This is a genomic window from Streptomyces sp. NPDC102467, from assembly GCF_044765445.1.
Lineage (GTDB): Bacteria > Actinomycetota > Actinomycetes > Streptomycetales > Streptomycetaceae > Streptomyces.
In genome coordinates, this window is record NZ_JBIWKA010000005.1 from 494,761 (window position 1) to 518,169 (window position 23,409).

General features: G+C 66.8%; 14 protein-coding genes and 5 pseudogenes. 13 read left to right on the forward strand and 6 right to left on the reverse strand.

The genetic code is table 11. From position 1 onward, the window contains the following. The first annotated feature begins 193 nt into the window (after window positions 1–193). Window positions 194–682, forward strand: a complete 489-nt coding sequence (locus ACIREE_RS13260; RefSeq protein WP_404150442.1) for a DUF6325 family protein — start codon at window positions 194–196, stop codon at window positions 680–682. Window positions 683–715: 33 nt separating this feature from the next. Further along, the gene (locus ACIREE_RS13265) at window positions 716–1,036 is read left to right on the forward strand and encodes an SHOCT domain-containing protein (RefSeq protein WP_404150444.1); all 321 of its coding nucleotides are present in this window, start codon (window positions 716–718) and stop codon (window positions 1,034–1,036) included. 93 nt (window positions 1,037–1,129) lie between these two features. Here the strand turns inward: ACIREE_RS13265 and ACIREE_RS13270 are convergent, their stop codons facing one another. Genes ACIREE_RS13270 through ACIREE_RS13285 form a run of 4 tightly spaced genes read right to left on the reverse strand, consistent with a single transcriptional unit; the run spans window position 1,130 to window position 4,906 of the window. Continuing rightward, window positions 1,130–1,498: a hypothetical protein gene (locus ACIREE_RS13270; protein ID WP_404150446.1), complete on the reverse strand. Its 369-nt coding sequence runs from the start codon at window positions 1,496–1,498 to the stop codon at window positions 1,130–1,132. A gap of 57 nt (window positions 1,499–1,555) precedes the next feature. Then, window positions 1,556–2,542 carry a DUF389 domain-containing protein gene (locus tag ACIREE_RS13275; RefSeq protein WP_404150447.1) on the reverse strand — a complete coding sequence of 329 codons (987 nt, stop codon included), beginning with the start codon at window positions 2,540–2,542 and terminating at the stop codon, window positions 1,556–1,558. Window positions 2,543–2,590: 48 nt separating this feature from the next. Next, window positions 2,591–3,559, reverse strand: coding sequence for a S8 family peptidase (locus ACIREE_RS13280; RefSeq protein ID WP_404150449.1), 969 nt, complete (start codon window positions 3,557–3,559; stop codon window positions 2,591–2,593). Between the two features lie 24 nt (window positions 3,560–3,583). Continuing rightward, entirely contained in the window at window positions 3,584–4,906 is a 1,323-nt protein-coding gene (locus ACIREE_RS13285) for a hypothetical protein (protein ID WP_404150451.1), read from the reverse strand. Window positions 4,907–5,268: 362 nt separating this feature from the next. On the opposite strand from ACIREE_RS13285, the gene ACIREE_RS13290 reads away from it, so the two are divergent. The 6 genes and pseudogenes from ACIREE_RS13290 to ACIREE_RS13315 form a co-directional block, all read left to right on the forward strand. Beyond that, window positions 5,269–5,667, forward strand: a complete 399-nt coding sequence (locus tag ACIREE_RS13290) for an SHOCT domain-containing protein (RefSeq protein WP_404150453.1) — start codon at window positions 5,269–5,271, stop codon at window positions 5,665–5,667. Between the two features lie 35 nt (window positions 5,668–5,702). After that, window positions 5,703–6,233 (forward strand): DUF6069 family protein, encoded by a 531-nt coding sequence (locus ACIREE_RS13295; RefSeq protein WP_404150455.1) that lies wholly within the window; start codon window positions 5,703–5,705, stop codon window positions 6,231–6,233. 42 nt (window positions 6,234–6,275) lie between these two features. Beyond that, window positions 6,276–6,887 (forward strand): annotated as a pseudogene (locus ACIREE_RS13300) (MBL fold metallo-hydrolase); the annotation flags it as partial. A gap of 270 nt (window positions 6,888–7,157) precedes the next feature. After that, window positions 7,158–7,318: pseudogene (locus ACIREE_RS13305) on the forward strand (RHS repeat-associated core domain-containing protein); the annotation flags it as partial. Window positions 7,319–7,637: 319 nt separating this feature from the next. Then, window positions 7,638–8,075, forward strand: coding sequence for an SMI1/KNR4 family protein (locus tag ACIREE_RS13310; RefSeq protein WP_404150457.1), 438 nt, complete (start codon window positions 7,638–7,640; stop codon window positions 8,073–8,075). A 156-nt stretch (window positions 8,076–8,231) separates the two neighbouring features. Further along, window positions 8,232–8,324: pseudogene (locus ACIREE_RS13315) on the forward strand (IS5/IS1182 family transposase); the annotation flags it as partial. A gap of 3 nt (window positions 8,325–8,327) precedes the next feature. On the opposite strand, the pseudogene ACIREE_RS13320 reads toward ACIREE_RS13315, so the two are convergent. Further along, window positions 8,328–8,492, reverse strand: a pseudogene (locus tag ACIREE_RS13320) (pirin family protein); the annotation flags it as partial. An 84-nt stretch (window positions 8,493–8,576) separates the two neighbouring features. On the opposite strand from ACIREE_RS13320, the gene ACIREE_RS13325 reads away from it, so the two are divergent. From ACIREE_RS13325 to ACIREE_RS13340, 4 genes are all read left to right on the forward strand, one after another. Beyond that, window positions 8,577–9,731 (forward strand): tyrosine-type recombinase/integrase, encoded by a 1,155-nt coding sequence (locus ACIREE_RS13325; RefSeq protein ID WP_404150510.1) that lies wholly within the window; start codon window positions 8,577–8,579, stop codon window positions 9,729–9,731. Window positions 9,732–10,577: 846 nt separating this feature from the next. Then, on the forward strand, window positions 10,578–13,898 hold the full coding sequence (locus ACIREE_RS13330) for a LamG-like jellyroll fold domain-containing protein (RefSeq protein WP_404150459.1): 3,321 nt from the start codon (window positions 10,578–10,580) through the stop codon (window positions 13,896–13,898). 141 nt (window positions 13,899–14,039) lie between these two features. Beyond that, window positions 14,040–20,501 carry an RHS repeat domain-containing protein gene (locus tag ACIREE_RS13335; protein WP_404150461.1) on the forward strand — a complete coding sequence of 2,154 codons (6,462 nt, stop codon included), beginning with the start codon at window positions 14,040–14,042 and terminating at the stop codon, window positions 20,499–20,501. 79 nt (window positions 20,502–20,580) lie between these two features. Next, entirely contained in the window at window positions 20,581–21,402 is an 822-nt protein-coding gene (locus ACIREE_RS13340) for a hypothetical protein (RefSeq protein WP_404150463.1), read from the forward strand. Between the two features lie 436 nt (window positions 21,403–21,838). Here the strand turns inward: ACIREE_RS13340 and ACIREE_RS13345 are convergent, their stop codons facing one another. Next, window positions 21,839–22,864, reverse strand: a complete 1,026-nt coding sequence (locus tag ACIREE_RS13345) for a hypothetical protein (protein WP_404150512.1) — start codon at window positions 22,862–22,864, stop codon at window positions 21,839–21,841. On the opposite strand from ACIREE_RS13345, the pseudogene ACIREE_RS13350 reads away from it, so the two are divergent. Continuing rightward, window positions 22,805–23,215 (forward strand): annotated as a pseudogene (locus tag ACIREE_RS13350) (IS5 family transposase); the annotation flags it as partial. The gene ACIREE_RS13345 and the pseudogene ACIREE_RS13350 overlap by 60 nt on opposite strands. Window positions 23,216–23,409: the final 194 nt, after the last annotated feature.

Consider the following 23,409-nt stretch of genomic DNA (forward strand, 5'->3'; position numbering starts at 1 on the left):
GAGCCGGCCCCGGTCGAGTCCCACTCGGCCGGGGCCGGCTCGCGCTCACTCCGCCCTGCGCGCGGTGGATGCCCGACCGCGGTGGGGGAAGTGCACGTGGCCCGTAGTCGCGCAGCCCGCGCCCGGCACCCCTTATGCTGCGTAATGTCCTACATGTTCTTCATGTGTTCTTCAGTGAGAGGTGGCCGTGCCCGTGGTCAGTGACCTGAGTGCCGACCGTGTCGGACCGGTGGACGTCGCCGTGGTCGCCTTCGAAGGCAACCGCTTCAACGGCGATGTCGCGCCCGCCCTGCGGGAACTGCAGCAGAGCGGCACCGTTCGCATCCTCGATCTGAGCTTCGTCAGGAAGACGGCCGACGGCTCCGTCGATGTCGTCGAGCTGGCCGACCAAGAAGTGGCGGAGGCATTCCAGCAGGTCACCGACGCGCAGTTCGATCTGCTCAGCGACGAGGATCTGCGGGCCGTCGCGGACCACCTCCCACCCGAGTCGTCGGCGCTGGTCGTGGCCTGGGAGAACACCTGGGCGGCCCGGTTGGCGACGGCGATCCGCGCGTCCGACGGCGAACTGCTGCTCATGGAGCGCATTCCGCGGGACACCATTGCCGAGGCCATCGCCGCGCTCGACTCCGACTCCGCCCGGACACCGGCTCCGCAGGGCGCCGGCGACCCGGACCGCCCGTAATCCGCGACATCTGCGACGAAGGGACAAGACGGTATGCCTCAGCGATTCGGACGGCCGGGACTGCTCGGCGCCATGGCTCGTACAGCGGTGATCTCCGGCACTGCCACCGCGGTCTCCGGCCGGGTGAACCGGCGGCAGAGCGAGCGCGACGCGCAGCGGCAGATGAGCGCGCAGTCCCAGCAGCAGGAGTGGATGGACCAAGGGGCGGCCCAGGCCGCGGCGCAGCCGGCACCGCCGCCCGCCGCGGCCACGGACCGCGTCTCCCAGCTCACCGCGCTCGCCGAGCTCAAGGCCCAAGGGCTGCTGACGGACGAGGAGTTCGCCACCGAGAAGGCGCGAGTTCTCAACTCCTGACACGTCGACTTCTGGCATCTCACCTTCTGGCACCTCGATTCCTGACACCTCGATTCCTGACCCGTTGACTCCTGGCAGCGCCCGGCCGCCGGTTCAGCCGCGCAGCGCCGACGCGAGGATGCCCGGCAGCCGGGTCGCCTTCGGGTCCGTGGCGTAGGCCGTCAGGCGCCGCATCGTCGTGGTGCCCGTGCGGTTGGTGACGTAGTACGGCGGGCGTGGCGACAGTGAGGGCGAGCCGGTGAACAGGCCGCGGGGCGCGGGCGCGAACGGCGCCCGCAGCACCGTCTTCTCGACGTCCTCCAGCATGAACGCGTTGTGCACGAACCCGATGCCGCTGCCGATGTCCTGGCGGGTGTGGCCGGGGTGGGCGCCCCAGGGCGTGTAGCCGAGCAGGAAGCCGAACGCGGACCAGCAGTTGACGCCGAGCGTGCCGTAGCGCAGCCCGGCGACGGCCTCGTCCACGGCGGCGCTGTGTGCGCGCCGCGGGCGAGGGGCACGGGCTCGGCGGCTCGCCGTCCTTCAGCTGCGGGCGGCCTCCCGCACGGTGCAGGTGTCGGTGTCCGCCGGGCACCAGTGCGTACGCCCGCCCACGAGATGCAGTTCGAGGTCCGCGTCGCGCATGCCGTTCCGGTCGAGCGCGGCGCGCAGTGCGGTGGGCGCGGGCTGGGGCGGCAGGCCGAGCACGCCGATGACCACGACACCGTTGCGGGCGTCGACCGAGGCGATCTGCCACTTGCCTGCGGCGGCCCACCGCTCGGCGACCGGCCGGGCGTCGGCCGCGAGCGAACGGTCCTGGGCGACGGTGATCGTCCCGGTGGTCAGCGGCACCGCGATCAACAGCACGACCACGGCGACCGCCACCAGCGTCCGGCCGTGGAACTGCCCCACCAGGAAGCCGGATTCCTGGGCCGCGCCCCGGATTCCGTAGACGAGGAAGACGACGGTCCCGGTTGCCACGATGGCCGCCACGTTGGTCGCGAACAGCAGCGCCGACTCGCCGGCGTCGTGGTAGCGGCCGACCGTGAGGAGCAGCCCGGTGACCGCGAGCGGCGGCACCAGCGAGATGGCGATCGCGACACCCGGCAGCGTGTCCGAGATGTCGGCGCGGACGAGGGCGAACGCGCCGACCGTCCCGGTCGCCAGCGCGGCGAGGAGGTCGATCAGGCGCGGGCTGATGCGGGAGGACACCTGGCTGTTGGAGGCGAAGTCGTCCGGCGGGGCGGCGATCCAGCCGAGCAGCATACCCACCGCGACGACGGCGAGCGCGCCTCCGAGCACCAGCAGTGCGCACCGCACCACCTGCGAGCGGTCAGCGAGGACGAGGGCCAGCGCGCTGCCCAGGATCGGGGTCATCAGCGGCGCGACGATCATGGCTCCGATGACGGTCGCCGTCGAGTCGCCCACCACCCCTGCGCTCGCGATGACCGCCGCCAGGAAGAGCAGCCCCCAGAAGCGGGTCGAGCTGGGGCTGCCCAGATCCCGCTCGATGAACAGGGTGTCGGTCATCCGGCGGACGGTGCCCGCGTCTACGGAGGCCATGACGCTGCCCCGCCGTCAGTCGTCGGCGGCATCGACGGCGGCCTGCGCGTTCACCACGCCCAGACCGAGCCGCTTCTGCTGCCCCGGGTCGGTGGTGGTGTCGCGGATGGTCTTCATGATCTCGTCGGGGTTCTCGCCCTCCTGATGCAGGAGGGCCGCGACCGCCGCCACGTAGGGCGCCGCCATCGAGGTGCCGTCGAGTTTCCCGTACCCGGAGTCGTTCTTCTTCGTCAGCTCGACGGTGTACGTGGGCAGCGTGGAGAGGATGTCGACGCCGGGGGCCGAAACGGCGTTCTCCGCACCGAAGTTGGAGAAGTCCGCCGGGCGCCCGTTCTTGTCGCTCGCACCGACCACGAGCACCGGGGTGTCGGTCTTGTAGGGCTGGGTGTCGGCGCTGTCGTTCCCGGCGGCGGCCACGACCACGGCGCCCTTGTCGTGGGCGTGCTGGATGGCTTTGTTGAGGATGCCGCCCTGGAGGAGGTTGGACATCAGGGGGCCCTCACCGAGGGAGAGGTTGATGACGTCGGCGCCGTTGTCGGCGGCCCAGACGATGCCCTTGGTGATGTCGGCGTTGGTGCCGCTGCCGTCCGAGCCGAGGACGCGTACGGGCATGATCTTCGCGCCGGGCGCCCCGCCCGCGATGCCCGTGCCGTTGTCGGTGTCCGCCGCCGCGATGCCCGCCACGTGGGTGCCGTGGCCGAACCCGTCCTTGGGGCTCCGGTCACCGTCCACGAAGTCGTAGCCGCGCACGAGCCGGTCCTTGAGGTCCGGGTGATCCAGATCGACGCCGCTGTCGACGACGGCGATCACGGTGTCGTCGCCCTTCGCGTCGTCCCAGGCGGCGGGCAGCTTCAGCGTGTCGAGCGCCCACTGCTGGTCGCGCATCGGATCGGCCTTGTCCTCGTCGTCCCCGCATCCTGTGGCGAGTCCGGCGCACAGCAGACCGGTCAAGAGAGCGGCGGAGGTCCGAGGGGCGCGCATCATGTCTCCTTGCTCGGGGTGGACACGTCAGCGGGTGCGTCCATGCGGCGGCCCGGTCTCGGCCGGTGCCGCGCCGCCGAGGAACTCGACGACGGCCAGCACGAACAACAGGCACAGCGCGATCCCGACGACCACCCAGCCCGTCGGGTAGGACCACAGCAGGTACGTGAGCAGGGCGGCGGCCACGAGCACCCAGGTGATCCAGGTCCGGTAGCGGCGGACGAAGGGACCGACCGGGCCTGTTCGCATCCCGGCCCGTTCGGCGGTCGCCCGCACACCGCCGATGCCGGAGGTCCACAGCCCGCGCAGCAGACCGGCCCGGCGCCCCGGCCCCGTCAGCCATGCCGCCAGTGCGACGACGACGCCGAGCGCGACGACCATGCGGACCATGGTGAACAGAAAGTGCGTCATGGTGTCGTACACGGCGGCGGCCGCGTCCTGCGAGACGTCGGCGGGCAGCCGGTCCAGAGAGAACACTCGGAAGACGCGCAGTCCGATGCCGAGCAGCCCGGTGGCGACGGCCACGGCGAGCGCTCCGGTGACCAGGGCCCTTCGCCTGCGTACGGAGAGCAGGACGCCCGCGGCGACCAGGACCAGGGCGATGACGGGCAGCCAGTTCCCGGCGAGTTGCAGCAGCCGCACGTACGTCCTGGCCTTGCTGATACTGCTGATGCTCTCCGACGTGACCAGCGTGAAGTCGGTGTGGACCTCGGGGATCCGGCCCGCGACGGTCATCCCGTCGTCGACGAGGCGCTGCTTGACGCGGTCGACCAGGGGTGCGAGATCGACGGTGACCGTGTTGCCCTCAAGCCGGACGGCGCCGCCGCCCTTGCCGGTCAGCGCCTTGTCCAGCGCGCTGTGGGCCTGCCGGTTGCCCTGCTTCCAGATCGTCTCGAACGCGTCGGAACCGGCCACGGCACGGGCCTTGTCGCGGACGAAGCTGCGGACGGCGCCCTCCAGCGAGTCACCGAGCCTGCCGAGCGCCTTCTCCAGGCGCGGCCGGTCCTGGGCGGGCACGTCGGACAGGAGCGTCGAGAGGTCGATACGGGACATGAGCGCGTCGGTCGCCCGGTTCGCGACGGCGTCCTGCACCGCCGGGTCCGAGGCGAGCGGGCCGACCGTCGCCACGTACCGGTCGGTGTCGCCGACCTGGTCGGCCGCCCACGCCGCGACCACGGACAGCGGCGCGAGCACACACCCGACGACGATGAGTACGGCGGCCAGGAAGGAACGCCGCCGGTGCCGCCGGCGCCCGGGGGAGCGCTCGCTCTCGAGTGTCGCCACCCGCTCTCGCAACGCCCTGAGTTCCGCCTGCTCGTCCGGGCCTGCGGGATGTGAGCCCTGCGCCACTGATGCCTCCTGCCGGGACGACCGTGCTGCACTCCATGGGATGCGTCAGGCCCGCCCTTCGGCGAGGTGGGTGACCCGAACAGGGGACCCGCCCCGGACCCGCCTCAAGGGTGACGATGACGAGACGGGGGTCGGGCGCGGTCCTCGTTCGCCGCGTCGGCGCGTGACCTGGCCGACCGGGCCCGCATTCCACCGGTCACGGAACTCCCTTTGCCCGGTGGGGCGTTGATCGGCGCAACAGGCAAAGCCGCACTGTTTTCGGGATGCACGGCCATCGATAACCCCACGCACCGAAATGCGTACGACCGGCCGCAGGGCGATACTTCACAGCATCATCTGCACGCGGACGGAAAGAGGGAGCCATGGACGACTATCCCCTTCTCGACCTCTTCCTCACGATGCTCTACTTCTTCCTGTGGATCGTGTGGCTGTTCCTGCTCTTCCGCATCGTCACGGATATCTTCCGGGACGAGGAACTGAGCGGCTGGGGCAAGGCGGGCTGGCTGATCTTCTGCATCGTGCTCCCGTACGTGGGGGTGCTCGTCTACGTCATCGCCCGCGGCCGCGGAATGGGCCGGCGCGATGCCAAGCAAGCGAAGCAGGCGGAAGCGCAGTTCCAGGACTACATCCGTAAGACGGCCGCCGAGAGCAACACCGGGGCCGGCGGAACGGACGAACTCGCGCGCCTCGCCGAACTGCACCGTTCAGGCTCACTCACCGACGAGGAATTCTCCCGCGCGAAAACGAAACTGCTCACCTGAAATCATTCTTCAGGGGCTCAGAAGGGCAGCTCTTCATGGAACCACCGAAACCACCGAACAGCCCCTTCAGCCGGTCGAGTTCGCCCTCAAGCACAGCCTTTCCCCTTCCCGGTCCCGCACCTCTCCCTCCGGCCCGGCCCCGCTTTCGCACCGGTCGATTGTGGGCGGGAGGGGTGATGGCCGCGGTGGCCGCGGCGCTCACCACCGTCGCCACCCTCTTCCTCATACGCGGAGTGCTCGACATCCCCGTATGTGTGCCCTCGACCGGTGGCACCACCGATTCGCTGGCAGGCGGCGCCGCCCTCGCCGCGCTGGTGGCAACGGCGCTGCTGCACCTGCTCATGGTGGCGACCCCGTGCCCGGAGCGGCTCTTCTTCTGGATCGTCGCGCCGGCCACCGCGATCATGGTGCTCCTCCCCTTCACCACCGCCGCGTCCCTGGCGTCCAAGTCGGGCACCGCGATGGTGTATCTGCTCATCGGCGCCGTCATCGGCCTGCTGCTGGACTCCGTGGCCCACAGCGAGGCACGACGCGGCGCTGAGCCCGAGCGCAGGGACCGGAGTTGAGCCGTCGGGCCGACGCCGTGCCCACAAAATGACGAGCGCGTCGGGCGCACCCCGGTCATCGCGCCAGAGGACTTCACCGAGCACGCCGTGGCCGAGAACGTGTACGCGGGCACGGCCATGAGTCGGCGCGCCGCCTACATGTACGGCGCGGCGCTCGCCCGGGGCCCACAGGGAGCAGTCGGCGCCGGACTCGGGCAGACGACCTCGACCGGCACCGTCACCCTCATCCCGCCGACCCTCACCGTCTCCACGACGGGACAGGAAGAGGTCGTCGACGGGGTCCGGATGGTCTTCCAGATGGCCCCCGACACCGAGGCCCCCGCCGAACTGCTCATCCACTTCCCCGACTTCAGGGCCCTGTGCACCGCCGAGGACGCCACCCACACCCTGCACAACCTGCTGACCCTGCGCGGCGCCGTCGTCCGCGACCCGCACGTCTGGTCGCACGCGCTCACCGAGACGATCGACCTGTTCGGTGACACGGTGGACGTCGCGTTCGCCTCGCACCACTGGCCGACCTGGGGACAAGAGCGCGTCATCCACTTCCTGGAGACCCAGCGCGACCTGTACGGCTACCTCCACGACCAGTCCCTGCGCCTGATCAACAAGGGCTGGACCGGGAGCGAGATCGCCGAGCACCTCCAACTGCCGCCCCATGCCGCACATAGCCGCTGTGATCCCATTCCGATGGCTGCCCGCAGCCGGGGCAATCCATTGGTCTCGAATCCGGAGTCCGCACTGTGATCCTGACCAGAGAGCCGCCCGTCTCCACCGTCTCGACCAGCACCGACGACAAATGTGGCAGCAGTTCCGTCAGTTCGACATCACACGCCACCAGCCTGCCGCACCGGAACACAGGACCAGGCCGAAACCGATCAGCCGATCAACGCCTACGAAAATCTTGTAAGACCCGTTGATTGGACGGTCCCGGAAACGGGCCTGCACTACAACCACTTCTGCCAGTACGACCCGGAGACCGCGCGATACCTACGCCGGACCCCCTCGGCTTGGCGCCTGCGCCGCATCCGGTCACCTATATCCACAACCCGCACCTGTGGACAGACCCCTTCGGGCTCACTCCCTGCGAAGACGCATCCGGAGCTCAAAAGGGAAGGTTGTGGTACATCACGCTATCGAACAACAGGTCCTCAAGCGCTACACCGGAATTTTCTCACCCGATGAAATCACCCCCCCCTCGAAAACTTGCTAGGAATTCCTAAGGGAGATATCGACAGTAGGGTTCACTCCAGCGACATCCGTGTGTCGTGGAATGAGTTCTGTCGCACGCATCCCAATCCGACCAGGCGGGAGGTGCTCGACCAACGTCACGCGCGTAAATGATAGGCTCGGAAAATGTTTCAGTTCTCGAATCAGATAGTGACCCGATGAGTGGAGCGGAGACATATGTGGCGTGAACTCACTTCAGAGTTCCCGGGCGTTGGCCTTCAGGATTCGGCCGGTGAGGCTTCCCTGGCAGCAATCGAGCAATGCCTGGGGCAAACCATCCCACAGCCCCTCCGCGATCTCCTTCTTGAGACCAACGGGATCACTGACGACTACGGGACCGACATCATCTGGAGTGCCGAAAAGATTCTGAGCGGCAACGAGGGGTTTCGCCTGGACGGACAGTTTCGTGATCTCTATCAGGCCTTCGATTCGCTCATGTTTTTCGGAGACAATGGGGGCGGGGACCAGTTCGCCTTCATTCGCCGGCCGACCCGTGACGACGAGATCTTCGTGTGGGATCACGAAACAGACAGCCGCACATGGGTAGCGGGATCTCTCGAAAATTACCTGCGAAACGCCCTCGGCAGCGACGGTGAGGATTGGTACCGAGACTGACCCCACTTGCAGCAGCCCAGAGAAGGGGCCTCGCGGGCCGACCTACAAAGAACCCGGCTCGCAGTAGGCGACGAATCTGTTGGGGATCGTTCCAGGCAATTCCAGAAACTGAGCCTGTTCCAACCTGCCTTGGTCATCGGTTCGCCGAGCCGCGCGGCCTACCGCTACATTCGCGAGGCGATCGAGGTTCTCTCCGCCCTCGCCCCGACGCGCGAGCAGGCCATGAAGACGGCCCGCAGCAAGGCGTTCCGTTCAACGCACTCGACCTCGGGGTTTGAGAGGAACAGGCGGAAGCTCGGGCGCGTCCAACGGGTCGCCGTCGTACCCCTTCACCTCCCCGAATCGCGACCCACTCATCCAGTCCTCCCGCGCCTGAGTGATCTCGTCCTGGTTGCGGCCGATGAAGTTCCACCACATACCACGGGTTTGCCGTTTCTTCCCAGGTCAGAGGTATCGGACACCCTCGGCGGTCAGCATCGGACGTCGAGGAGTCAGCACCACATGGCAGCACGCAAGCTCACGCGAGGTATGGGCACCTTCTTCAAGGACTGCGACCACCCTGAGTCGCGGTGGTCGAAGTGCCCGCACTCGTACAAGATTCGTTACCGCAACGCGGGGGGCCAGCAGACCGAGGAGGCGGGCTTCCCGCGGCAGGACGACGCGATCGACCGTTTGACGGAGATCTACAACGAGAAGAGGCGCAGGCCGGGGTCTCAGGCGAGGGCGGAGCGCATAGCGAAGTACGGCGCCATGCGTTTCGAGGAGTACGCGGAGGAGTGGAAGGGGGGCCAGCGGCATCTGGCCGCCGGGTCCATCCGCCACCTCGACTCGCTCCTGGAGCACCACGTCTTCCCGGCGATCGGCAGCCGGAAGATGCTGAGCTTCGATCACAAGGTGGTCGACGGTTTCATCCGCTCCATGGAGCGCGCGCAGGCGGGCCTGGCTACGCAGTCCAACGCCTTCGACAAAGTGCGCGCGATCCTCCTCGATGCTCATCGGCTCGGCCTCTATGCGGACAACCCTCTGGATGGGGTGAAGGCTCCGCAGTATGACCCGGATCGGGCAGTGATCCCTTCGCTGGAGCAGCTGAGGTCGCACCGGACGGCCGGGGATGACGCCTTCACGGTGCTCGTGGACCTGATGAGTGGCTGTGGACTGCGAAACGGAGAAGCGGCTGCCGTCAACCTCAAGAACATCGTCGCGGACGACGTGTACCGGGTGAACGAGCAGGTGGTTCAGGCGACGGGCGAGTACGGCCCGTTGAAGCACCGCAAGGCGGGGGAGTACCGCGATGTACCGCTGCCGCCACGAGTGCGGGAGACGATCGACTGGTACGCCGAGAAGTACGGCACGGTCGACGGGTACCTGCTACGCCAGCCGACCAACGCGGCGAAGCCCTATCCCCACTGGGGGCTGTCGAACCAGTGGAAGCGCATGAAGGCAGCGGTCGAGGTCGACATCCCCGAGGGGATGGTGATCTACGGGTACCGCCACTTCTTCGCGTCGAACTGCCTGACCAACGGACTCGCGATCACGGATGTCGCGGAGTGGATGGGACACAAGAGCATCGACGTCACCTTCAAGATCTACCGGCATCTGATGCCCGGGTCGATCGGGAAGGCGGCGCAGGTGCTCGACGTGGCACTGGCCGCATAGATCGGCGGCGGCTTCGGACGTGCGAAGCTCCGGAGTCGCCGCCGTCTCAGCGGAGGCGCTGCTGCCGAGCGCACGCGTCCACGTCGGAGACCTTGAACTGCAATTTCGTGTTTCGTCCGGCCCCGGTGAACGCGGTGGCGTGGCCGGCCGGGAAGCTGCTGCCGTCGTCGACCTTCGATCAGGATGCGAGTTCCCGAAGGTCGGAAAGCCTCAGGGCTGCGGCAGCACCCGGGTGCGGCGGCGGAAGACGACTCGAACCCAGTGATGCCAGGAGATAAAGCATGCGCGGCATCTGCAGTTTCTCTCCAGTTCTATTTTCGTTCACTTCCAATTCTTCATGGCTGCGATTTCGGTGCGGTCTGGGCTCTCGTCAAAGCAAAGACTTGACCGGATGTGATCAACCCTTGTAGAAACTGAAACCTCACCATGAAGAAGGTGTGTTTCTCCCGGGGGGACTGTGTGACGCGCTGTCATGTTGGCTTGAGGCGAGGGCGGTTGGGGCTGCCTGCGGTCACGGCGGCGTTGGCGCTGCTCGCTGCCCTTCCGGGTTTTGGCGTTCTCATACCCGCCCCGGTTGCGCATGCGGATTCCATGTACGCAGCGCCGAAAGAGAATGCCTCCGAGGCTGAATTGGCGGCAGCGAAGGCGGCGGATTCAGGTGAACGCGTAGAAATCACCGCACAACGCACGGAATACGCAACGACGTATGCGAATCCGGACGGTGTCACTTCCTCGCTGAGTCAGTCCACGGTTCCTGTCCGGGTACGGCAGAAGGATGGCTCCTGGGTCGCGCCGGACGCGACGCTGGAGCGGCGGGAGAACGGCACCGTCGGTCCGAAAGCGGCAGTGGCCGATGTGTCCTTCTCGGGCGGAGGAGACGGATCCGACCTGGTGAAGGTGGCCGAGGACGGCAAGTCGCTCAGGGTCGGTTGGCCCGGCAGGCTGCCCGAGCCGACGCTGGACGGGCCTTCGGCGCTATATGCCGACGTGATCCTCGGCGTCGACTTGAAAATGACAGCGACCACCGAAGGCTACCGAGAGGTGCTGATCGTCCGGACCGCCGAGGCGGCAGCCGGCGACGCACTCAAGAAGCTCGATTTTCCCGTGCAGGCGCGCGGGTTGACCCTGCAAGGCGGTGTCGGCGGCGGCTTGAACGCGGTGGACGAGAACGGCAACGCGATATTCCGTTCGCCTGCCGCTCGGCAGTGGGACTCCGCCGGTGGCACGGCCAGTGCCAGGGCGGCAGTGTCATCGCGCGGCTCGGCAGAGGACCCGGTCGCCGCAGATGGCGACCTCACCCCGGATCCCGCAGCGGGTCCTGGTGACGGGGACGCATCCGTGGTGTTGCCGGTCAGCGCGGACGGCGATTCCATCACCGTCGTGCCGGACGCCGGGCTGCTCACCGGCGATGAAACGGTCCTGCCGGCCTATATCGACCCCGATATCTCGTGGGGCGAGTCGGAGCGCACACTGCTGTCCTCGGACGGCGATACCTTCTACAACTTCTCTGGCGGTGACGACGGTGAAGGTGTTGGCTACTGCGGCACGTACGTGACCGGTGGGTACGCGTATGTCTGTGGCTCCGGCTACAAGCAGCGCATGTACTTCGAGTTCGCGCCGACGGCGCTGCGCGGCAAACGGGTGCTGGATGCCACTTTCCGTGTGACCGAACGTTGGTCGATGTCCTGTGACAACACCACGGTGCAGCTGGTGCGTACCCCGAACATCTCCTCGTCGACGAAGTGGCCCGGCCCGACCAGCAACTGGGACATCATGGGCGACCGCACTGTCTCGGCGGGCCGGGGCTCGGCGTGTGATCCCAGCGAACCGGACGCGCCGATCGAGTTTCATGACGACCCGAAGCAGAGCTACGAGAACCTCACCAACACCGTGAAGGCGTTCGCCGCCGGTGACTTCTCCCGCTTCACGCTGATGTTGAAGGCGTACAACGAGTCGGATCCCAACGGCTGGAAGCGTTTCGACGACGACGCCGTACTGGATGTCGACTACGTCGGCGTTCCCGCCACACCCACGAGTCCTGGTGTGCTCTCCGGGGAGGTGTCCTCCTGCGAGACCGATGCGGGTGACCCGGATGTGCTTTCGGATCCCACCCCGACGCTCACGGCTGTGGCCCAAACGCAGGCGGGCGGGGAGAGCGGGGCCAACCTGCGCACCCACTTCTATGTACAGAAGAAGAGCAGCGACGGTACGTGGGGAACGGTCACCGAACCAATGCGGCCCAGCAGCGGGTACGTGGGCGATGGCGACAGGGTGTCGGTGAGCTCACCCGTCACGTTGTCGGAAGGCGCGTCGTACCGGATGGGCGTGTTCACGCGCTCGTACTACAACAACGGAAGTTTCCTCGAGTCGCCCAGCACAGCCGCATCCAAGGGCTACTGCTACTTCAAGGTCGACACCACAGCGCCGAAAGCGCCTGTGATCGGCTTCGGCACGACCTACACGCCGTGCGCGGCCAACGTGTGCGCTGCGTCCGGAGGCCCCGGAGTCAAGGACGACTTCACTTTCGCGCCGGCGTCCGGCGACGCGGGCACGGTCGTCGGGTACCGATACAAGCTGTCGTCCTCCACTTCCTGGTCGTCCACGGTCTCCGGCGCCACGGTGAAGAAGGCGATCGCGCCGGCTCTGGCAGGAACCCAAGTTCTTCAAGTGCGGGCGCTGGACAACGTGGGCAGTGGCCGCTGGGGCGCCACCGCGAGCGTGAGGTTCAACGTGTTGGAGAGTCAAGGCGCCTCCGGGCGCTGGCACTTCGACGACGGCGACCCGGGATCCACCGTGGCCTCCGGGGCCGACACGGCCACGGCCGAGGGCGCACGCCACGCCGCCACGCTCTACACCACCGGCGCCGGATGGTCCTCGTTCGGCCGACGCGGTGACGGCGACCGATCCCTGTGGCTGAACGACACCTCCGACACCTCGCGGCATTCCGGGTACGCCGCTACCTCCGCTCCGGCGGTCAACACCCAGTCCTCCTACACCGTTTCCGCCTGGGCGTATCTCACGGACAGCAGCGACTATCGAACGATACTGTCGCAGACCGGAAGCGACAGTTCGGGCTTCTCGCTGTACTACTCGTCCGGTGTCAAGCGGTGGGTGTTCCGCTTCACCTGGACCGACTCCACCGGAACGCGCCACTTCGTCGCCCAGAACGCCGCGGCCGAGGGCGTCGTGCTGAAGACGTGGACGCAACTGGCGGGTGTCTACGACGCCGAGCACAAGACCATCCAGCTGTACGTCAACGGCCGGTCCCAGGGCAGCCCAGTCGCCGTCCCCTCCGGCGGGGAGAAGCAGACCCCGGACGGAGTGATGCAGTTCGGCAGGGCCAGCTACACGTCGGGTACCTACTTGGATTACTGGCGGGGGCGCGTGGACGAGGTCGCGGTCTTCCAGCAGGCCCTTGAGCCCGGCGACATCGCCAAAGAGGCGAGACTGCTGAACGGCACGGACACCGCGACGGCCACCGAACTGGTCGCTGCCTTCAACCCGGAGGGGGCGAGCGGCACCACCCTGACCGACACCACTTCCGGCTACGGCCGGTCGCTGACCCTCACCGGCGGCGCCTTCCTCGACGGAGAGGCGATCGTGCTGGACGGTGTCGACGACGCCGCGACCACGGCTGGTCCCCTCGTCGACGAGACCGGCTCCTTCACCGTGAGCACCGAAGTGGAGCTCGACCAGGCGGCGCTGAACGCGAAGGGAACCGGGTTCATCGGGCAGGTGATGGGGCAGCGCAGCGCGGACGGTTCCGCCTGGGGGGTGTGGTACGAGCAGACCGGAACGGAAACCCGGTTCGACGACGACGACAACCCGTATGAAGTCCCCGTCGGCTTCTGGCGGTTCGGGCGCCTCGGGGCGGATGGCACCTTCACTGCCGTGGACTCGGACAGCGCGGCCGTCGTGGGCAGTCGGGTGCGGGTGACCGGTGTGTACGACGCCCAGGCCGGCACCATCGCCATGTACCTGGACTCCACTCAGAACGATACCGACACCTCGTACACGGCTGCTGTCGGCTCGGGGGACTTCGCCGTCGGCAAGGGCTTTGTGAACGGTGCCTGGGGCCACTACCTGCCGGGCCGGATCTCCGACATCCGGGTCTGGGCCGGGGCAGCCGCCGACGGCACGCAGATCGACACCCTGGTCGGCAGCTGACCGGCACGTCCGCTTCACCCTCAGACTCGTCCTTCTTCTGCGGCCGTGAGCGTGCCGCGCCTTGACAGGGGTATGTCCGTGAACACCGGTACGAGAGCTGTTCGTCGGCTGCGTGGAAGACGCGCCGGGATCGTGTTGACGATGACCGTCGCGCTGGTCACCGGGGTGCTGCCCGCAGCACAGCCGGTGCAGGCGGCGCCGGGGGGCCTTGGCCGTCCTGCCGTGCCCGAACAGCGTGACAGCGACGTACGAGCGGTCACCGGCCTCGGGGCGCAGAAGGCCCGCGCCGATGTGGCCGCGTCGCGCAAGCGGAACGCGGCCCAGGCGGGCCGGGCAGCCACCGAACAGCACTCCGCATGGCCGAGGCCCGGTCGGGTCTCCACTTCCCTTCCCGGTAACCGCTCGGGCCGGGCCACCGGCACGGTCGGGGGCCTGCCCGTCACCGTGGCCAGGGGAAGCGTCGGGAACGTGGCCACGGGCGACACCACGATCCAGGTGCTGGACCGCAGGACCACTGAGGCCGTCGGGATCAAGGGTGTTCTGCTGGCCACCGCGGCCACCCACCCCGGGCGGGCCCGGCTGTCCGTGGACTACTCGGCGTTCGCCTCGGCGTACGGCGGTGGTTGGTCCGGGCGACTCGGTCTGTTGCACCTGCCGGCGTGCGCGCTGACCACTCCCGACAGGGCGGAGTGCCGCAAGGCGGTGCCGCTGGCTTCGCGCAACGACATCAAGAAGCAGACGGTGTCGGCCGACGTCGCGATGGCTCGGGGCACCGAGAGCGCCACGGTCCTCGCTCTCGCGGCCACTTCTCCTGCATCCTCCTCCGGGGCCGGCACCTACAAGGCGACCTCGCTCTCCTCCTCGTCGACGTGGGAAGCGGGCGGCAGCGCCGGCTCGTTCACGTGGTCCTATCCGATGAACGTGCCACCAGCTGCCGCGGGACCCGCCCCGTCCCTGCAACTGTCGTACGACTCGGGCACCGTCGACGGCCGCACGGCCTCCACGAACAATCAGACCACGCCGATCGGTGAGGGCTTCGACCTGTCGGCGACGTCGTATGTCGAGCGGTCGTACGGCAGTTGCGACCAGGACGGCCAGGACGACAAGAACGACCTGTGCTGGAAGTACGACAACGCCTCCCTCGTCCTGAAGGGCAAGTCGAGCGAACTGGTCAAGGACGACTCCACCGGACAATGGCGGCTGGCGAACGATGACGCCTCCACCGTCACGCAATCCACCGGAGCCGACAACGGCGACGGCAACGGCGAGTACTGGACGGTGACCACGGGCGACGGCACCAAGTACGTCTTCGGTCTTAACAAGCTTTCCGGTGCGGGCACCGAGCGCACCAACTCGGTGTGGGCCGTGCCGGTGTACGGGGATGATGCAGGAGAGCCCGGGTACGACCAGGGGACTTCCTTCGCTGATCGCTCGCTGACCCAAGCCTGGCGTTGGAACCTGGACTACGTCGAGGACCCCAGCGGAAACGCGGCCACCTACTGGTACACGGCGGAGGTGAACGCCTACGCGAAGAACGGCGCTTCCACCGCAACGTCCGAGTACACCCGCGGCGGCTATCTCACCAAGATCCTCTACGGCCAGAACAAGGACACTCTTTTCACAGGAGTCACCTCCAACAAGGTCACCTTCACCTATGAGGAACGCTGCACGGCCTCCGACTGCACGGAACTGAAGGACTCCACCGCCTCCAACTGGCCGGACGTGCCCTATGACGCGGTCTGCAAGAAGGGGGCGGATTGTGATGCACACAGCCCTGCCTTCTTCACACGGAAGCGACTCACCCAGATCGACACATGGGCTTGGTCGGCGACCGGCAGCACGTTCACGCCCGTCGATTCCTGGGCGTTCACCCAGGAGTACCTGGACGGGGGCGACATCGGAGACAGCACCGACCAGACCCTGACGCTCAAGAGCATCAAGCGAACCGGCAAGAACGGCGCGGCGATCACCCTCGACCCGATCACCTTCACCTATCAGATGAGGGAGAACCGGGTGGACGCCACCGACGACGTTCTGCCGTTGAGCCGTCCGCGCATCGAGAGCATCACCTCGGAGACCGGATCCATCACCCGCGTCACCCTCTCGGAGCCGGAATGCGTGCGCGGCTCCCGCATGCCCGCCGCTGAGGACGACAACACCAAGTCCTGCTTTCCGCAGTACTGGGGTATCAACGGCGCGAGTGAGTCGAGCATCGACTGGTTCCACAAGTACCGCGTTCTCGCCGTCACCGTCTCCGATCCGACTGCCAAGAACGACGCCGTGGAGACCGCGTACAGCTACTCCGACCCGGCCTGGCACTACAACGACAACCCGCTCGTCAGTGCTGATGAACGCACCTGGTCGATCTGGCGCGGCTACGGCACCGTGACCACCACAAAAGGCGCCGGCACCTCCGCCACCAAGACGGTCTCGATCTACCAGCAAGGCATGAACGGGGACCGGTTGCTCGGATCCGACGGCACACTGGCCCCCGACGCACGACGCCAGGCGACGGTCAAGGGCATCGATCTGGTCGGCCTCGACGTCCCGGACCAGACAGACAGCGATCAGTTCGCCGGCATGCTGCGCGAGCAGATCGATTACAACGGCGCCACACCCGTGACGGTCACGGTCAACGACCCCTGGTCGAAGCTGACGGCGACCCAGCACAAGTCGTATGCGGACACCGAGTCCTACTACATACGCACAGCGAAGACGTACACCCATACCTTCCTCACGGCGACATCCCGATGGCGCACGCGCACCACTGCCACCACGTACGACGACTACGGAATGGCTCTCACGGTCGACGACTCGGGCGATACCGCCAAGAGCGGCGACGAGACCTGCACCCGAAACTGGTATGCCCGCAACGATCCCGCCGGCATCAACTCCCTCGTCTCCCGCACCCGGTCGGTCGCCCGCACGTGCACGGCCGCCGAGACCTCACTGTCCCTGCCGTCCTCATCGACGAGCCGCGGCGATGTGCTGTCCGACACCGCGACGTACTACGACAACCCCTCGGCGACCGCATGGAGCGCTGACCAGAAGCCCAGCAAGGGCCTGAAGACCTGGGGCGGCCGAGCTTCTGCCTACCCGGCCTCGGCCACCAACGGCGAGCGCAACCCCACCGCCTGGCAGACCACGGGAACCAGCACCTTCGACGGCCTGGGCCGCGTGCTGACCTCCACCGATGCAGGAAAGAACACCACGACCGTCGCCTACACGCCCGCAGCCGCAGGTCCACTGACCCGCATCGTGGTGACGAACCCCAAGGCGCAGAAGTCGTACACGTACCACGACCCGGCGAGCGGACAGATCACCAAGGTCTACGACGTCAACACCGAACTGACCGAGACTTCGTACGACGCGCTCGGGCGCACCACAGCCGTCTGGCTGCCGAACCGGTCCCACTCGGGCCAACAGAGCGCCAACTACACCTACGACTACGCGGTGAACAGCGACAAACCGTCCTGGACATCGACCAGCACGCTCAAAGCCGACGGGGACACGTACAACACGGCTTACACCGTCTACGACTCCCTGCTGCGCACCCTGCAGACCCAGGCCCCCACGCCCCTGGGGGGACGGCTGTTGACCGACACTCGATACGACAACCGCGGTCTGGCGTACGAGACGTACGCGGACATCTTCGACCAGGACCACGCGCCGACCGGTACCTACGCGCGTGCCGAGTACGGCGAGGCCCCCAAACAGACGGAGACCGCATTCGATGCGGCGGGGCGGCCCACGGGCAGTAGCTTCTACATCTACGGTGTCAAACGCTGGTCCACCACGACCAGTTACACCGGCGACTCCACCGCAACCACCGCACTGGCCGGCGGCTCGGCGACCCGTGACATCACCGATGCCCTCGGACGTACCGTCGAGCGCAGGGAGTACGCCGGGACCTCGCCCTCCGACACCGACTACGGAGCGAGCAGCGGTGCCACCTACACCAGCACCCGGTTCGCCTTCACGCTGGACGGAAAGCAGAACACGGTCACTGGACCCGACGGCGCCGTGTGGTCCTACGGTTACGACCTCTACGGCCGGCAGAACACGGCGAACGACCCGGACAAGGGTAAGACGAGCACCGAATACACCGCCCTCGACCAGGTCGCCAAGGTCACCGACTCGCGGGGCGCGGCCCTTCTCTATGGCTACGACGTCCTCGGCCGAAAGACAGACGAATGGTCGGGCTCCAAGACGGACGCCAACAAACTGACGAACTGGGCGTACGACACCCTCGCCAAGGGACAGCTGGACTCCACCACCCGCTACACGAACGGGACGACCGGGACCGCATTCACCAAGAAGGTCACCGCCTACGACAGCCTCTACCACCCCACCAACACGCAGTTGGTGCTTCCGTCGGACGACAAACTGGTCACGTCCGGCGCCGTCAAGGCCACGACCGACTTCTCGACGTACTACAACATCGACGGCACCCAGCAGTACATCAACGAGCCGGCCGTCGGCGGACTCGGCAGCGAGAAGATCACCTCTGAGTACAACGGGGTCGGCCTGCCGACCAGCCTCTCCGGGACCACGGGATACATCCTCGGAGTCACCTACTCCGCCCTGGGGCAGACCGAACAGTTCACCCTGGGCACGTCCAGCGCGACAGGAACCAAGAAGGCGTATCTCACCAACTCCTACGAGGAAGGCACGGGGCGGCTCACCCAGGCAGTGTTGACGGACCAGACCCACCCGTACGAACTGCAGGAACTCAACTACGCCTACGACGACACGGGCAACGTCACCTCGATCAAGGACGCGACGACGCTGGGCGGAACCTCCTCCGCAGACAACCAATGCTATGGGTACGACGGGCACCGCCGCTTGACCGAAGCATGGACGCCGACCGACGGAAACTGTGCGGAAGCAGCACGAAGCACGTCCGGCTTGGGCGGGCCGAGCCCTTACTGGACGTCCTACACATATACGAATTCAGGTCTGCGCACTACAGAGACCACACACACCACAGCCTCGTCCACGACCAGGTCCTACTGCTACAGCTCCGGTCAACCCCACGCACTCGCCGCCACCACCACGGCTGCCTCCTGCGCCGGCGTCACGCCCGACTACGACTACGACACCGCAGGCAACACCACGCAGCGCACCGACGGCACCGCCAGTCAGTCCCTCACCTGGTCGCCAGAGGGCAAGCTGAACTCGTTGAAGGAGGGCGCCAGCACCACCGGCTACGGTTACGACGCCGACGGCAACTTGCTCATTCGCCGTAACGCTGCCGGGGAAACAGTGCTGTACCTGGGCACGACCGAAGTGCACCTGGACAACACCACAGGCAAGTACTGGGGACAGCGCTACTACGGCTTCGACGGCAACGCGGTCGCCCTGCGCAGCAACAAGACGGGCACCGACACCCTGTGCTGGATGGCGGCAGATCAGCACGGAACATCCAGCGTCGCACTCGACTCCTCGACCCAGGCCATCACCAAGCGCTACACCACGCCGTTCGGGGCGTCTCGCTCCGGGGGCGCGGGTAAGTGGCCCGATGACAAGGGATTCCTGGGCAAGACCGCTGACGCGAGCACGGGGTTGACACACATTGGGGCTCGCGAATACGACCCGGTGACGGGGCGTTTCATCAGCGCTGACCCGCTGCTCGAAACCGACAAGCCACAGACCCTCAACGGCTACACATACGCAGCCAACAATCCGGTCTCCTTCTCGGACCCGACCGGCGAAGCGCTCATTGAATGCATGCAGGGTCTGATCAAGTGCCAGGGCGGGCTGCCCGTGAGCACCCGGCAGAAGGCCGGGGGCTCAGGCTCCGGATCCGGCTCCGGCGGAGGATCGGGAGGTAGCGGGGGCAAGACGGTCGTTCGTCACGGCGGCAAGAGCAATGTCGGCTCTGCCTGCGCGATGACCTTCCACATGAGCGGGCACGACGCGGCCGTCTGCCAGTCCGGCTATGCGGTCCAGGTATGGGCCATGGAGAACAAGGTCGAGGGCTACGTCACGGTGGATATCGGTGACGGCGGCACGACTGCCAACTCCATACCTGGCGCGAGTGGAAACAAGACCGGCAACGACGGTGCCGCCGACGTCATCCTCTGGACGAAGGACAAGGTCTATATCTGGGAAGTCAAACCCGGTAACGAATACGGGAAGACGGATGGCCCGAAGGACCTGACTCGGTACGTCGAAGGTATGAAGGATTACTTGGACGACGAGGGGGACGATCGGAACGTCGAGCGCGGACCTGGCGTCCTATCGGGTCGCGCGGCGTCCCGCGAGGGCGTCGTGAACGTCTGGTCCAAGGTGGAATTCCCCGGAATGCGATTCTACGGACGGAAGGATCGCCGCAACCCCACGCCCAAACCGAGTCCCGCCCCCAAGCCGAGCGCGAGCACGGAGGCTCCGGTCGAAGAACCGGCACCGGGTACGGTCGATGCTCCCGCGCTGGAACCTGCTCCCGGCCCGACAGGGGCGGCGTCTGGAGGCGGCCCGGCGGGAGGCTTCGAGCTCTCACCGGGGGCGCAGAAGGCCGGCGCGGGAGCCGTCATCTTCACTGGCATGCTGTTCACCGCTGGATTCATCTTCAACGGGCTCACGGGAGGAGCCTTCGCTTAGCCAGGATGCAGGCATAGGGTGAGCGTTGCGCGGCGTGGTGGATCAGGGAGGATTTTCAGTGGAGAGCGAAGAGCCCAGCATGGACGTGACCATCTGGGCCACACTCGACGAACAGGCGGCCGCTCCACGTGGGAGCCTCCTTGAGCACTGGTTCCGCACCGCCATCGACTACTTCTTCTGTGATCAGGCGAAAGACGACAGTCGCTCATACGTGCTCGTAACGGAATCCATCAGCGGTCAGCGTGAGGTTCGGTTCAAGGGCGTGCAGAACAACTGGCCGACTCTTGCCGACGAATTGCGCCGGCAACCGTTCTACGCTCAAGCCGGATTTCACGAGCCCGCAGAGGGCGAAGGTGAGTGGGTCGACGATATCGGCCGTGTAGGAGGCCAGCATGAGGGTCGTAGAGGAAGCCACACGGGTCTCACCGTGGCCCTCAAGGCGGGGGCGGGAATCGGCGACCCGAAAGGGTGCACCCTCCTCGTGGACTTCCTGGCTGCTGCTCTGGACGACGCCAACCCGGTCTTCGCCCGCGTGGACTTTCTGAACTTTCACGACACGACCGATCTGGAAGCCGCGCTGCGCCGCTCGCAGCGCAAGTCTCTACGTGAGGCGCGTACGCATCTCCGCGGCTACTCCTGGGTCACTGTCGTGCCTTCCGAGCTGGCGACACGGCTCGGAGGCGTCTCGCGCCTCGCTGCGACAGGCGTTTTCCACGCGGTACGGGAACTGCGCGGCGGAGGTCTGCTGCTTCAGGCAACCGAGACGCTCGCTGCCTATGACGACTTGGCGATGCGCCGGGTGTTCCAGGTGTTGGCTCCGGTGCTGCCATCCGGTATCCCGGGCGACGACCCCGCCCGCCCGAACCTGCGGATCGTTTTCGAGGACGCGAGCGGGGTCTGAAACAGACTCCTCATGTGCGGTTGACCTTTCGCACTGGGGCCCGCCTGTCAGGCCCCGTTAACTTGGCCAGACGTCGCTCTTCTGCCTCGCGGAGCAACTCCTGCTGTTGTGAGCAGCCGGCTGCGGCTACCGTCCGCAGCGCCGGGACACGATCGGCCAGAGCGGTGAAGTAGTCGATGAGCTCCAGGTGTATGCGTGAGCGGTCACCTGACCAGGAACTATACGAGGCCGCGGCGGCTGCGATCTGCTGCGCGGACACTCCCCGCTCCAGTAGCAGAGGACCGATTTCTTCCAGGGCTGTGTTGCGCTGCTCCTCCAGGCAGGTGACCAGCCGGCCGGGATCGACAGCGTGCTCGTTGAGTAGTTGTCTGGCCAGCTCGGTGTCCGAATTGATCAGAGGGACCAGAGCGCTGGGGCCGATACGGGGCATACGAAATCACTGGATAGCCAGACGCAGCCTGTGCGGGCGGGGCGGGAGAGCCAGCAGGTCCTCGCTGTTAGGGGGGAGAGGCGAGGAATACCAGCCCTGGGCAGCCATGTCCTGCAGCTGACGGCCGAACAACCTTTCGAAGGTGTCGGCGTCGTGCTCGGCCACGTACGCAAGCACGTGGCCCGCTCTCCACTGGTTGTGCGAGGTGAGACGGTCGACGAGCAGCCCCTCAAAGGCACTGCTCCATGCTGCCCGCCAGTCTTTAGGGAGGGCGGGCCCAGGCGGGGTGCCCACGGCGAAACTGACCGCTGTGCTCGCGGCGACGGCCGGATCCTTATGCACGAGCAGCCGGTGCATGACGTCGTCAGCGTCGTGGCAGAACAGCCTATCCAGCCAGGGAACGTCCTCGGCCCGCAGCGAAGCGATCACCGTCTCTCCTGCCCGGTCCACCACGCTGCGCGCAAGGACCGCACTGATGGCGGCGGGCCGACTGCGCGTGTTCTTGAGAGCGGCCTGCAGCACGGCCGTCGGTATCGCGTCCGGAGCCAGCGTGAGCCACTGTGTCGGGGCGGCGCCCTGCAGCATGCGGCACTCCGAAGCGGATGCAGCGTGGTACCAGGCCGCCGGATCCGTCATCAGCTCGCCCGTGCGGACAGCGGTCAGATGGTCGGCACCCTCGCCCACCAGGCTTGCTTGCTCGATCAGTTCATTGAAACGGGCCACTCCCGCTTCAGGACCCAGGGCTGCCAGTTTCCCGGCCAGCGTGGTCGTTCGGGAGTGGACCTGCTCGGTGGCGGTCTCGACGTCAGAGACGAAGTCGGCGTTTCCCCATTCACAGAAGGACTGCAGATCGGGATCGACGTCGAAGCCGGGCAGTTCGTACCCGGTTTCACGGGCACGGTCGCGGATGCTGGCGAGCCCGCGATGTGCACGCAACGCCGTACCTGCGCTGCGCTGCAGCAGCGGATGCAGCGTGTCCTCGCCCTCCTGCTGACTCCCGGCCACTACGGTGACGACCCCCAACTGGAGCATGTGCTGCGGCAGATAGCCGTACCCCGCAGCGGAGTGGGACGGCCTCGCACCCGGCCCGACCACGTGCTGGCGGACAAGGCTTACACGTCGCGGCACAACCGCGGCTACCTGCGGCGACGCGGCATCGCCCACACCATTCCCGAGCGTCGTGACCAGCGCAGACACCGGCTCAACCGTGGCTCCCGCCCCACCGGATTCGACAGCGAGCGTTACAAGAAACGGAACACCGTCGAACGTGCCATCAATCGCTTGAAAGGCTTCCGTGCGGTCGCCACCCGCTACGAGAAACGGGCGTACATCTACCTCGGCACGGTCACCCTCGCAGCACTCATCATCTGGCTCCGCACATGATCCGAGAAACAGCGCCTAGAAGTCTGCTGAAGATGTTGCCTGGTCGGCGGGGTTTTGCGGGGTGGGTATGGCCCCTTCCGTTAGGGGGTGGCAGGGGCGAGTGTCCAGGTTCCGCGGGCGTGGGTGAGTCCGAGGTTGATCAGTCGGCGGAGGTTGAGGGCGGCGGCCCGAGTGTGGAGCCAGGTGTTGTTCTT

Bases quoted from the DNA above. Each gene is read 5' to 3' on its own strand.
- ACIREE_RS13265 (WP_404150444.1), top strand. From the start codon at position 716: ATGCCTCAGCGATTCGGACGGCCGGGACTGCTCGGCGCCATGGCTCGT.
- ACIREE_RS13275 (WP_404150447.1), bottom strand. From the start codon at position 2,542: ATGACCGACACCCTGTTCATCGAGCGGGATCTGGGCAGCCCCAGCTCG.
- ACIREE_RS13280 (WP_404150449.1), bottom strand. From the start codon at position 3,559: ATGATGCGCGCCCCTCGGACCTCCGCCGCTCTCTTGACCGGTCTGCTG.
- ACIREE_RS13290 (WP_404150453.1), top strand. From the start codon at position 5,269: ATGGACGACTATCCCCTTCTCGACCTCTTCCTCACGATGCTCTACTTC.
- ACIREE_RS13295 (WP_404150455.1), top strand. From the start codon at position 5,703: ATGGAACCACCGAAACCACCGAACAGCCCCTTCAGCCGGTCGAGTTCG.
- ACIREE_RS13310 (WP_404150457.1), top strand. From the start codon at position 7,638: ATGTGGCGTGAACTCACTTCAGAGTTCCCGGGCGTTGGCCTTCAGGAT.
- ACIREE_RS13325 (WP_404150510.1), top strand. From the start codon at position 8,577: ATGGCAGCACGCAAGCTCACGCGAGGTATGGGCACCTTCTTCAAGGAC.
- ACIREE_RS13335 (WP_404150461.1), top strand. From the start codon at position 14,040: ATGACCGTCGCGCTGGTCACCGGGGTGCTGCCCGCAGCACAGCCGGTG.
- ACIREE_RS13340 (WP_404150463.1), top strand. From the start codon at position 20,581: ATGGACGTGACCATCTGGGCCACACTCGACGAACAGGCGGCCGCTCCA.
- ACIREE_RS13345 (WP_404150512.1), bottom strand. From the start codon at position 22,864: ATGCTCCAGTTGGGGGTCGTCACCGTAGTGGCCGGGAGTCAGCAGGAG.